10 protein-coding genes and 1 other RNA gene are annotated in these 12,091 nt (G+C 49.5%); 5 read left to right on the forward strand and 6 right to left on the reverse strand.

Annotated elements, in window-relative coordinates:
* The first annotated feature begins 8 nt into the window (after nucleotides 1–8).
* Both HGH92_RS16035 and HGH92_RS16040 read left to right on the forward strand, forming a co-directional pair.
* A complete protein-coding gene (locus tag HGH92_RS16035; protein ID WP_168871796.1) occupies nucleotides 9–1,034 on the forward strand; it encodes a hypothetical protein in 1,026 nt (341 codons plus the stop codon).
* Entirely contained in the window at nucleotides 1,000–3,321 is a 2,322-nt protein-coding gene (locus HGH92_RS16040) for a hypothetical protein (RefSeq protein WP_168871797.1), read from the forward strand. The genes HGH92_RS16035 and HGH92_RS16040 overlap by 35 nt, the downstream gene beginning before the upstream one ends.
* 2 nt (nucleotides 3,322–3,323) lie before the next feature.
* On the opposite strand, the gene HGH92_RS16045 is transcribed toward HGH92_RS16040, so the two are convergent.
* Complete coding sequence (locus HGH92_RS16045) at nucleotides 3,324–4,559, reverse strand: ABC transporter permease (RefSeq protein ID WP_168871798.1); 1,236 nt, start codon at nucleotides 4,557–4,559, stop codon at nucleotides 3,324–3,326.
* A gap of 94 nt (nucleotides 4,560–4,653) precedes the next feature.
* On the opposite strand from HGH92_RS16045, the gene HGH92_RS16050 reads away from it, so the two are divergent.
* Entirely contained in the window at nucleotides 4,654–5,946 is a 1,293-nt protein-coding gene (locus HGH92_RS16050) for a DUF5103 domain-containing protein (protein WP_168871799.1), read from the forward strand.
* Between the two features lie 108 nt (nucleotides 5,947–6,054).
* Here HGH92_RS16050 and HGH92_RS16055 read toward each other — a convergent pair whose 3' ends face one another.
* The 5 genes from HGH92_RS16055 to ffs form a co-directional block, all read right to left on the reverse strand.
* The gene (locus tag HGH92_RS16055; RefSeq protein ID WP_168871800.1) at nucleotides 6,055–7,368 is read right to left on the reverse strand and encodes an NAD(P)/FAD-dependent oxidoreductase; all 1,314 of its coding nucleotides are present in this window, start codon (nucleotides 7,366–7,368) and stop codon (nucleotides 6,055–6,057) included.
* A 351-nt stretch (nucleotides 7,369–7,719) separates the two neighbouring features.
* Nucleotides 7,720–8,430 carry an MIP/aquaporin family protein gene (locus HGH92_RS16060; protein ID WP_168871801.1) on the reverse strand — a complete coding sequence of 237 codons (711 nt, stop codon included), beginning with the start codon at nucleotides 8,428–8,430 and terminating at the stop codon, nucleotides 7,720–7,722.
* An 11-nt stretch (nucleotides 8,431–8,441) separates the two neighbouring features.
* Nucleotides 8,442–9,938 carry a glycerol kinase GlpK gene (gene glpK / locus HGH92_RS16065; protein ID WP_168871802.1) on the reverse strand — a complete coding sequence of 499 codons (1,497 nt, stop codon included), beginning with the start codon at nucleotides 9,936–9,938 and terminating at the stop codon, nucleotides 8,442–8,444.
* Between the two features lie 93 nt (nucleotides 9,939–10,031).
* The gene (fsa, locus tag HGH92_RS16070; protein ID WP_078667044.1) at nucleotides 10,032–10,682 is read right to left on the reverse strand and encodes a fructose-6-phosphate aldolase; all 651 of its coding nucleotides are present in this window, start codon (nucleotides 10,680–10,682) and stop codon (nucleotides 10,032–10,034) included.
* Nucleotides 10,683–10,810: 128 nt separating this feature from the next.
* Nucleotides 10,811–10,910: signal recognition particle sRNA small type (ffs, locus tag HGH92_RS16075), an RNA gene on the reverse strand.
* 238 nt (nucleotides 10,911–11,148) lie between these two features.
* On the opposite strand from ffs, the gene HGH92_RS16080 reads away from it, so the two are divergent.
* Together HGH92_RS16080 and HGH92_RS16085 are read left to right on the forward strand one after the other, a co-directional pair.
* Nucleotides 11,149–11,577 (forward strand): DUF5684 domain-containing protein, encoded by a 429-nt coding sequence (locus tag HGH92_RS16080; protein WP_168871803.1) that lies wholly within the window; start codon nucleotides 11,149–11,151, stop codon nucleotides 11,575–11,577.
* Between the two features lie 41 nt (nucleotides 11,578–11,618).
* Nucleotides 11,619–12,044, forward strand: a complete 426-nt coding sequence (locus HGH92_RS16085; protein WP_168871804.1) for an RDD family protein — start codon at nucleotides 11,619–11,621, stop codon at nucleotides 12,042–12,044.
* Nucleotides 12,045–12,091 lie beyond the last annotated feature (47 nt).

Raw genomic sequence — 12,091 nt, forward strand, 5'->3', positions numbered from 1 at the left:
CGACTGAAATGTCCCGATATCTGTTTTTGTGTTTGTTGATACTGTGTTTCGCCTGCCAACGTCCCGCGCCGCGACAGATAACTCCTGCTTTTTACTACTGGAAACAGACATGGACCGGTAATGCCCGCGAGATGCAATACCTGCGCCAACTGCCGGCCAGGAGGCTCTACATAAAAATGTTTGATACCGATGTTGACCCCGGTACCGGCAAACCCGTACCGGTCGCCATATTACGGGAACAAGCACCCCTGCCGGACAGTATCGACATTGTACCGGTGGTGTTCATTGTAAATGAAGTGTGGGGCAAGCCGGATACTGCGCTTGCCGCCAATATTAACCGGCTGCTGGAGCAGCTGTGCCGGCACATTCCTGCTGCCCGTATCCCGGAAGTACAGATGGACTGCGACTGGACGCGCACTTCCCGGGATGCTTATTTTGCTTTTCTGCAGCAGCTGCGGAAGCTGTCTTTTTTTCGTGACCGGCAGCTGTCGGCCACTATCCGTATGCACCAGGTGAAATTTTTGATCAACAGCGGCGTGCCGCCGGTAGACAAGGGACTGCTGATGTGCTACAATATGGGTGATCTGCGGAAAGCGGGAGACCATAACTCCATCCTGGATGAAAACACCATGAAATCTTATATCGGCAGTGACAGAGTATCCGCTTATCCGGTACCTTTGGATGTTGCCCTGCCATTGTTTGACTGGTCGGTGTTATTCAGAGATGGCCGTTATGCGGGCATTCTTCGTAACATCGGAGCAGCCGAACTACGCGACACTGCACTGTTTGCGCCGTCAGGGAAATACGTCTACACCGTTCAGAAAGACAGCGTGGTAAATGGATACCTGTTAAAAGCCGGTAATGTGGTGCGCCGGGAAACGAGCGAGCCCGCCGTGCTGGAAGCCGTTTCCCGCATGGTAGCACAGCAGCGGCAGGACTATGACCCTGTTGTTATTTTTTATCATTTGGATTCAGTAACCCTTCATAATTATCCGTTGGATGAACTACAAAAAATTTATCGTTTTTTTCATTAGCTTTTGTGCCGTGTTTTTTGGCAATGTGATCTATATTCTGTCTTGCGGGGCAGAGGCAGATCCTTACGATTATTACATCTCCTTTTTTAATCCTTACCAATCAGGAAAAGGGTATGAGCCGTTTTACTATACCGGCATGAGCCCTTTTTATGAAGATGCCACCACGCCTTCGGAAACAGAAGTGAATGTGAGCGACTGGCAGCGGTTTACCGGCGATAAGGTAAAAGCCGCTGATATCCGGGAGTACATCTATACCTACACCAAAGATGAGATGTCGGCAGTAGCTACGCGTAGTACTGCTTCCCTGCCTGACAGTGCGCGGAACAACACCTTTGTAAAGTTCCTGCAGGAAGATCGCAACCAGGATGCTGCGCGCTACCTGTTGTTTGCAAAAACATGTGAGCCGTCTGTCAGCCAGATCGATCCATGGACGCCGCCTACGCGTAACATGCCTACCATGGAGGCGTTGGGAAAAGAAGCTGCCGAACTGTATGAAAAAACCGGTAATAAAGAGCTTCGCGAACGTTATGCTTTGCAGCAGGTAAGGCTGTTGCACTACAGTGGCCAGTATGAAGATGCCGTCACTACCTTCGATAAGTTGTTTAAGAAAGGCGGTTCTTCGCTGATGTATTACAAGGCACTGGCCCTGAAGGCAGGTGCTGTGCAGCATATGGGCGATTCCATACAAGGGGCCTATCTGTTTTCCCGTGTTTTCGATAAGGCGCCTGCACTGCGTATCAGTTGTTATACCAGCATGAAATGGGGCAATGCGCCGGAAGAAGCAGTGTACCATCTCTGTAAAGACAACCGCGAAAAGGCCATGGTAGCGGCTATTTATGGTATGAGGAAAGAGGAGATCACATTGGAACCTTTGAAGAAGGTGTATGAATTTGATCCCACATCACCTGCGCTGATGGTTTTAGCGGGCCGTGAAATCAGTAAACTGGAATCCCGCTTTCTCGACAGGGCTGTTTCCTCTTCTACGGATTCCGTAACCATGGCGGGTATGGTGAACCTGTCACCCGAACTGAATACCATTGTCAATACCCAGATACGCCCGTTGATCGGCTGGATGAACAGCGTGATCGACAAAGGGAAAGTGAAAGACCTGGCCTTCTGGCAGGTGAATTCAGCCTACCTTTCCTATATGTGCCGTGACTATGATGTGGCAAGGGCCCAGCTGGACAAAGTCAACAGCAAAGAACCTGAGATCCGTAACCAGTGGGAAGTGGTGAATTTGTTGATCAATATCAACCAGCATAAAACCATCGACAAAGAACTGGAAGAAAAATTACTGGGCACCTTTAAATGGCTGGACAGCCAGCTGGCGGCCGCACCGCGGCAGCGGGACTGGTGGGGCACCGGCCGGGACAGATATTTCGGCAAAACCTACCGCAACCTGCTGGGAGTCATATTAGCGCCTAAATACCATCAGCAGAAAGACTTTGCCAAAGAAGCGTTGATCCGTGGCCGTTGTGACAGCCTGAACGTATATGATTATTTCCTCTCCGGCCAGTCAGCGACAGAACAGATCTGTGATGAGATGAACAGCGCACAGTTGTTGCAACTAAATAACTTCATGAAAGCTACCGGCAAAACGCCTTACGAGACTTACCTGACCGGCTTTTTCCCGAAAGAAGTGGATATGAATGCTGCCCTCGGCGAAAGTTACCTGCGCGTGCATGATTTCAAAACCGCACAACAATGGTTCAGAAAAGCCGGCAAGATGACCTCTTCTTACCTTGTGTTCAAAGAGCTGTTCCAGGATTTTGGTCCGGACGATGCGCCTGAAAAAGCTTATCCCAAAGCCATTACACAGTTGCAGTTTTGCGACAAGATGTTAGCCTTGCAAGAGAAGATGAAAGTAGCGCCGGTAGATGCGAAGGTTTACTATGAATATGCGACAGGACTGTTTAATATCACTTATTACGGCAGAACGTGGAACTTCGTGAGCCGCTACAGGCCGTCTACCCGCTGGTATACTACTGAATGTGAAAAAGATCCTTTTGAGCGGCAGTATTTTGGTGCTTACGGAGCAGAGGGTTATTATCTGAAAGCAGCGCAGGCAGCCACTGATCCGGAATTCAGGGCTAAATGTTTCTTCATGGCGGCACGTTGTTATCAGAAACATGTGACACCTTTGGAAGACAGCGATAAGTATTATGCAGCGTTGGTACGTAACCGTTACTTCCCCGTGTTACGGAACAACTATTCCCAGACACGCCTGTACCAGGAAGTATATGGGCAGTGCAGTTATCTGCGTGACTTCGTGAAGAGCGGAAGATAAAGTTATTTGAACTGGATCGCTTTTACCGGCGTGATTTTCCGGATAATGAGCGATGGAATCAGTAATACCAGCAAACAGATGGCGAGGGTGCCGAGATTGATTAGCACTATTTCCGGCCATCTGATATCGATAGCGGCCACCGACATGTAGTAAGACTCTTCCGGGAGTTTGAAGATGCCGGTGGCCTTTTGCATAAAGGCCAGTCCCAGTCCGAAGAAGTCGCCGATGAGGACGCCCATGAGGATGATGTAACCTGCCTGGAACACAAATACTTTTTGGATTTTCCAGTCACGCATGCCCAATGCCTTGAGGATGCCTACCATGTTGGTCCGTTCCAGTATCAGTATCAGGATAGCGGTGATCATGTTGATAACCGCCACGATGGTCATGATCACAATGATGATCAGTTCATTTTGGTTTTGTAACTGAAGCCAGTCAAAAATATTGGGATAGATATCGCGGATGGTGCGTGTAAAAAGTTGATCGGGCAGTGCATTGTTATCGATGATGCGGGCGGTGGTGTCCATCTTATGATAGTCCTGGAGCATGATCTCGTAACCGCCTACCTGTGAGGGTTCCCAGTCATTGAGCCGGCGTATGAGGTTCAGGTCACCGATAACATACGTCTTGTCATATTCTTCGATACCGGTTTTAAAGATGCCGGAAACCTGTAATTTGCGCGCGCGGGGCGGTAGTCCGCCGCCCTGGATGAAGTAGATGATGACTTTATCGTCTACCTTTAGCTGCAGTTCATTCGCCATGTTGGTGGAAATCATAATTTCCGGTGCATAGCTGGTGTCATTAAAGCGGGGCGGCCGGCCGGTTTGCATGAACCGCTGCAGCTGCGGCCAGTCGTAGCTTTTGTCTATTCCTTTGAAGATGATGCCGTTGATTTCCTTTTCGGACTTGATGATGGCCGATTTGGTGGCGTAGGGATAGATGGTTTTTACGCCGGGCACTTTTTTGATACTGTCTATCAGGGAAGGCCTGGAGGCGAAGGGTATTTCTTCTGTCAACGGGCCGGCGTTAGGCTGGTATTGATTAACGTGAAGGTGTCCCCAGAAGCTGAAAATCTTGTCCTGAATGACCTGCTGGAAACCATTGACGAGGGCCGTTGCCAGGATCATTACCGCCACGCTGACTGCGGTGGCAGCTACAGCGATGTTGATGATGAACTTCGAAAAAGAGGAGGCTTTGTTAAAAGCGATCCTTCTGGCAATAAAAGCAGATAATTCCATTGAACTGATTTCGATTAAAGCAAATGTAGCAAATCAAAAATCAAATCTCTAAATAAGCAAATAATCGTAACTTGAATACAACCAAATAGCCAGTATGCGTACAGCAGCTTTTCTTTTATGGGTGGTCCTGGCAGCCTGTCTGTTTACCGGCAGGGTAATGGCGCAGGCCAATGTCATTACACCGGACCATATCTACCACAACAACATCAAGTCCGTTAAATTCAATCAGCAGGGCGATCCGCTGAGTATGCCCATGTATACCATTGGTACCGGGGAGAAACTGGAGCTGTCTTTTGACGACATGGACAACGATGTGAAAACCTATTACTATTCTTTTATCCTTTGTAACGCGGACTGGACACCGGCACAGGTGAACCAGTTTGACTACATGCGTGGGTTCTCTGAAACCAGGATACTTAATTACAAGATGTCTTCCGTGGCATTGCAGCGGTATACGCATTACAGTGTGCAGCTGCCGGGCACCAACAGTTACCCGATCAAGTCGGGCAACTACCTGCTGAAGGTGTACCTGGACAGTGATACTACGCAGCTGGCGTTTACCCGTCGTATGTACGTAGTGGAATCAAAGGCCGGTGTCGCGGGGTTTATCCAGCAGCCGGTGTCTCCGAAATTGTTCCGCACGCACCAGAAGGTGAACTTTGAGGTCAATACCGGTTCTCTGAATATCCAGAACCCTTTTGACCAGATCAAAGTGGTGATCCTGCAAAACTACCGTTGGGACAATGCTGTTACCAATCTGAAGCCGCAGTTTATCAACGGTAACGTGATCAAATACAATGCGGAGCTGGACTGTGTTATTCCCGCGGGGAAAGAGTTCCGCTGGATAGACCTGCGGAGTTTCCGTTTGCAGACAGAGCGCGTACGGAGATCGGAGTATCATGCAAACAGTACGGATGTTTTCGCGGTGCCGGATGTAGAGCGGGCCGACAAAGTATATCAGTTCATAAAAGACGTTAATGGCAAATATTATCTGGCCACGCTGGATGATTATAATCCGGATTTTGAGGGAGACTATGCGTCTGTGCATTTTTCTTTTGCTTCCCCTGAACCTTACGCCGGTTATGATATGTATATCTTTGGGGAGATGACCGACTACGAACTGAACAGCAATAGTAAATTGAGCTACAACGCTGCCAGCAGGGCTTATGAAGGAACTTTGTTCCTGAAGCAGGGATACTATAATTACATGTACGGGCTGATAGATAAGACAGTGCCTAATGCAAAATTGAATACAGAACTAACAGAAGGCAACTGGTGGGAAACGGAGAACAACTATACTATTTTGTTGTACTTCCGTCCGTTGGGCGGCCGTGCAGATGAGCTGGTGGCCAGTGTTACTTTAAATTCTATCCTGAACCGCAAGTAGCTGGCGGAGATATGTTATAAAGCAAAGACCTGATGAATGCTCATCAGGTCTTTTGCATTTTTAACAATAAAACACCTATTTATATAACAACAAAACAACCTTGTTTGATTATACGCCGACTGTTTGCCGTAGCTTCACAATGTTGGCTGCACCGCGTTTGATGATGATGCGGGTACCTCTTTCGTAGGTGAAGTAGCGGTAGAACCAGTTGATGAACACCACCAGTTTATTACGGAAGCCGAGCAGGCTCATAAGGTGCACGATCATCCATACTATCCAGGCGAAGTAGCCGCTGAGGCGCATATTGGCGAATTCGGCCACTGCTCTGTTACGTCCGATGGTGGCCATGCTGCCGAGGTCTTTATAGTAGAAGCCTTTCAGCGTTTTTTTCTCCAGCAGGAGGCGGATATTATGTGCCAGGTTTTTCCCTTGTTGGATAGCCACCTGGGCCACCATGGGATATCCTTTCGGGAAGCGCGGGTCGTTGGTCATTTGCGCGATATCGCCGATGGCGAATACATTTTCAAATCCTTTCAGCTGATTGAACTCATTGACCAGAATACGACCGTTAGGCAGCAGAATGTCCTGTGGCAGACCGTTTACCGGTACGCCTTTCACGCCGGCAGACCAGAGGAGGGACTGTGATTGAATTTTCTCGCCGTTGCTGAGCGTGATCGTATGGCCGTCATATTCTTTTACGCCGGTATTGACCATCACTCTTACGCCCAGTTCCTGTAACGCGTGCAGCGTGCGTTCTGATGTTTTTTCGCTGAAGGAAGCCAGCAGTTTGGGGCCTGCTTCTATCAGGTAAACGTTCATCAGGGATTGGGGCAGATCGGGATAATCTTTAGGCATGATATATTTCCGCAGTTCAGCGAACGCACCTGCGAGTTCCACGCCAGTGGGGCCGCCGCCGACCATCACGAAATTCAGTTTGGGTTTTATCTCTTCGGGGTCTTTAAGCAGCAGGCTTTCTTCAAATTGTTTCACCACATAGTTTCTGATCTGAACTGCTTCGATCAGAGATTTCATACCGATAGCATTTTCTTCTATGGCTTTGTTGCCGAAGAAATTGGTATTGCTGCCGGTGGCGAAGATGAGATAATCGTAATGGATGTCGCCGATACCTGTTTCCAGTATGTTTTCCGTTGCTCTGATGCCTGTCACTTCCGCCATACGGAAGACGAGGTTTTTCTGTTTTCTGAAGATGCCCCGTAGCGGGAAAGCGATGCTGTCTGGTTCCAGTCCGGCAGTAGACACCTGATAGAGCAGTGGCTGGAAAAGGTGATAGTTGTTTCTGTCAAGCAGGACTACCTGGACCGGAGCGTGTTTGAGCTGTTTGGCCAAATTAATACCACCAAATCCTCCTCCTACAATAACTACGCGCGGTTGAGCTGACTCCGGAATATTAGGCTGGATCATAATTCATCTGTTTATTTTGTATTTGGATATGGCATGCCTCGTTATAACATTCTGATACTGCTGGCAGTTCAAATGCCGTACCAGTAGTAATCTTTATCAAAGTTACGAAACTTTCAGAAAAAAATGAAAATAACTCACATGATAAATATCAGGTTTTTGAGATAGGCGTTTCCGTGAGGAGGTTTTCATCTGGTGTCAGGGGGCGTTAGGCGTGGGATTAGACGTGGTTTTCGGGGCGGGGTGATTGGGTTCGGGAGACAGGGGAGCCATTAATTATGAATAGTGTATTCTGACGAATCAAGGTCCCAGGGCTTCAGCCCCGGGACCTTCAATCATGCAATCATAACAATATTAAATCAGGAAGGCGTTGTATATCAATGCGGCTGCCACTGCTCCGGCGATAGGGCCGGCGACGGGTATCCATGCGTAGCTCCAGTCGCTGCTGCCTTTTCCGGCGATGGGCAGCATGGCGTGCATGATACGTGGACCGAGGTCTCTGGCGGGGTTGATGGCGTAGCCGGTAGGGCCGCCAAGGGAGAGGCCGATGGCCAGTACCACGAAGGCTACGGGCAGCGCATCGAGGGAACCGATGCCGGTAGCGGGTTTGGTGATATAAAATACGGCCAGTATAAAGACGAGTGTGGCAATAAATTCGGTGAGGAAGTTATAGCCTGGCGTTCGTATAGCCGGGATGGTGCAGAAGACACCCAGTTTGCTGGCGGCATCTGTTGTGGCGTCGAAGTGTTTTTTGTAGCAGAGCCATACGAGACCGGCGCCCAGCATGGCTCCCAGCATCTGGGCGGCGATGTAGGAAGGTACCAGTGCCCAGCTGAAGGAGCCTTTGACGGCCAGGGCAATGGTGACGGCAGGATTGAGGTGGGCGCCGCTGTACTGTCCGGCGCAGAATACGCCGACGAAGACGGCCATGGCCCATCCCATGGTGATGACGATCCAGCCGCCCTGGTTGCCTTTGGACCGGTTTAGTACTACATTGGCGACTACACCGTCGCCAAGGGCGATGAGAAAAGCGGTTCCGATAATTTCGGCTAAGAATGGTGACATGTGTGGAGTTTTTAGGCTTCTTCTGTCCAGGCCTGGGCTGCTCTGACAGCGCGTTTCCAGTCCTTGCAAAGTTGTTGGCGTTGCGTTGTTTCCATAGCGGGTTCAAAGGTGGCGTCTATCTTCCACTGGCGGGCTATGGACGGGATACTGTCCCAGTATCCGACGGCCAGGCCGGCGAGGTAGGCGGCGCCTAAGGCGGTCGTTTCGGTGATATGCGGCCGTACCACGCGTACCTGTAGTAGGTCTGACTGGAACTGCATGAGCATGTTATTGCTGGTGGCGCCGCCATCGACGCGAAGTTCGCTGATGGTCATACCGGCGTCGCCTTCCATGGCTTTGAGCACGTCCATGGTCTGGAAGGCAATACTGTCGAGGGCAGCGCGGGCGATATGTGCAGCGCTGGTGCCGCGGGTGATGCCTACCATGGTGCCGCGTGCATGCTGGTTCCAGTAGGGGGCGCCCAGGCCGGCGAAAGCGGGCACGAAGTATACGCCATCGCTATGGGGCACGGTAGCAGCCAGTTTTTCCACATCTGCCGAATGGCGGATGATGCCGAGGCCGTCGCGCAGCCACTGTACTACCGCCCCACCGATGAAAATGCTGCCTTCCAGGGCGTAGGTGGTTTTACCGTTGATCTGCCAGGCTACGGTGGTGAGCAGGTTGTTTTTCGAGGGGATGGGTTTGTCACCGGTATTGAGCACCATAAAACAGCCGGTGCCATAGGTGTTTTTCAGCATACCGGGCTCGGTGCACATCTGTCCGAAGAGCGCCGCCTGCTGATCGCCGGCGATACCGGCAATAGGAATACGATAGGGGGTGAGGGTGGCTTCGGAGTAGCCGTATACTTCACTGGAAGGTTTTACTTCCGGCAGCATAGACGCTGGGATATCGAAAAGAGCGAGCAGTTCTGTGTCCCATTGCATGTCGTGGATATTAAACAACAATGTGCGGGACGCGTTGCTCACATCGGTGATATGCAGGTGGCCGTTGGAGAAGTTCCAGGTAAGCCAGCTGTCTACGGTGCCGAAGGCCAGTTCGCCGGCGGTTGCTTTTTCTCTGGCGCCGGCAACGTTGTCCAGTATCCACTTTATTTTGGTGGCAGAGAAGTAGGCATCTATACGCAGACCTGTTTTGTCTTTGATCATTTGTTCCTTGCCTTCTTTGATAAGGCTGTCGCAGTAGGCGGCGGTGCGGCGGTCCTGCCATACGATGGCGTTATGGACTGGTTTGCCGGTTTTGCGGTCCCATACGATGGTGGTTTCCCGTTGATTGGTGATACCGATGGCCGCGATGTTATCGCCGGTGATGCGGGCCTTGAGCAGTACTTCTGCGGCTACGCTGGCCTGGGACGTCCATATTTCCATGGCATCGTGTTCCACCCATCCGGGTTGGGGGAATATCTGTTTGAATTCTTTTTGTGCAGTAGCCCTGATACTGCCATCGTGGTCGAAGATGATGGCGCGGGAGCTGGTGGTGCCCTGGTCCAGCGCAAGAATATATTTCCCCATCCGGTTAATGGTTTTGGTGGTTAACAATTTACAAAAAAATCCCCGGCGCAAGAACTGCACCGGGGATACACCATCTAAAAAATATCTTTGAAACTACATTTTCTTGGCATCTTCCAGGAACTTGGCGAGGCCGATATCCGTTAACGGATGTTTCAGCAGGCCGAGGATGGAATCTAACGGGCAGGTACATACGTCAGCACCTACTTCAGCGCATTTAACGATGTGGAGCGCGCTACGGATGGATGCTGCGAGGATCTCCGTTTTGAAGCCCTGCAGGCTGTATATCTGTGCAATCTGTGCGATCAGTTCAACACCGTCCCAGTTGCTGTCATCAATACGACCGATGAAAGGAGATACGTAAGCAGCACCGGCTTTAGCCGCCAGGATAGCCTGACCGGCAGAAAACACGAGGGTGCAGTTGGTACGGATACCGTTCTCAGAAAACCATTTGATGGCTTTTACACCTTCTTTGATCATTGGTACTTTTACCACGATGTTGGGGTGAATAGCAGCCAGTTTCTTACCTTCTTCCACGATAGATTTGAAATCAGTAGAAAACACTTCTGCACTCACGTCACCATCCACGATTTCGCAGATGTCCGCATAATGTTTCAGGATAGCGGCTTCACCTTTAATACCTTCTTTGGCCATCAGGGACGGATTGGTGGTTACACCATCCAGTACGCCGAGATCATGAGCTTCTCTTATCTGATCGAGATTGGCTGTATCGATAAAGAATTTCATACTATTAAGAATTAGATTGTAAGGACTTGATTTGCGTCATTTGTGGAGTACACTGTCATTAGTGAATGAGGTGAGCAAATAGTAACCAGATGACTACTGACGAGCAACTAATGACCTTTAAAAAAGAAAAAAGGCAAGTTACTTATATCGCACCGCTTCAACCACCTACCCTTGCTACATTCCTGTCCTGGGGGAGTTCAGCAGGAGCTGGTCGTATAAGACTTGCCGGTTGCAAAGGTAATGCAATCCACTGAAAATCCAAATTTTGTAGAAGAAATCTCAAAAAAAATGTTGGATCAGCTCCCCTGGCGTATTATTTTCCCGTTAAAAAATCAACCAAATATGTATGTGCTACAATTGTTATACTTGAAATTTTGTGTATCTTGTTGACGTTTTAATCCCAGACAACGTGCTGAAACATGTGGCAGCCGTTTGTCTTTATTCTTTCATTCAAAACTATATCCTTATGGACAACGCCAATAGTGGTGCCATCTTTGCCTTCCTTATCCCCTTTCTGCTGTTTGGTATCGGCATTGCTGTTTTCTCCATCATCTGTATGTGGAAAATATACAGGAAAGCCGGCTTTGAAGGCTGGGAATGCATCATCCCCATTTACAGCACACTTATTTTACTGCGGATTATCGGCAAGCCATGGTGGTGGCTGTTGATGTTTTTTATCCCTTTTGCAAATATTATTTTTGGCATCATGGCGATCGATCTGCTCAGCAAAAGTTTTGGAAAAGGCACCGGATTTACGCTGGGGCTGGTTTTCCTGAGCTTTATCTTCCTGGCCATCATGGCATTTGACCGGACGATCGTGTACCAGGGACCAGCAGGTGATCCCAATGCCCCACGGCCACAGGATATTAACTCCATCGGAAAAAGCCTCGTTTAATTGTAAAATCTATTTTTTAACGCTATATACTGTTTCAACCTATGGATTCATTTAACCAAACCAAAAACACTGACCTGCTCTCCGATCTGCAGGAACAAGCTTCCTTTGAACATGCTTCCAAAGGACAACGTTTTGCTAACCTGCTTATCGACGGCATTATCGTGGGCGTAGCCCAAAACATAATAGCCGCGGTACTCGGAATAGGCATTTACGAATCTATCCTCCTCAGTCTCGTCATTAACCTCGCTTACTACACCGGCATGGAAGGTTTCGCAGGCGGACGTACTGTTGGTAAGATGGTAACCGGTACGCATGTGGTAAGCACCAACGGACAACCACTCACTACCGGAAGAATCATGCTCCGCACCGTTTGCAGATGGGTGCCTTTTGAACCATTCAGCATGCTGTTTGGCGACGCCCCCTGGCACGATACCTGGACTGACACCGCTGTAGTGAAAGGCAAATAAGTCAGTGCAAAATATCTTACTGAAACAGAAAGGCCGAAGCAACATGC

The organism is Chitinophaga varians (assembly GCF_012641275.1).
GTDB lineage: Bacteria > Bacteroidota > Bacteroidia > Chitinophagales > Chitinophagaceae > Chitinophaga > Chitinophaga varians_A.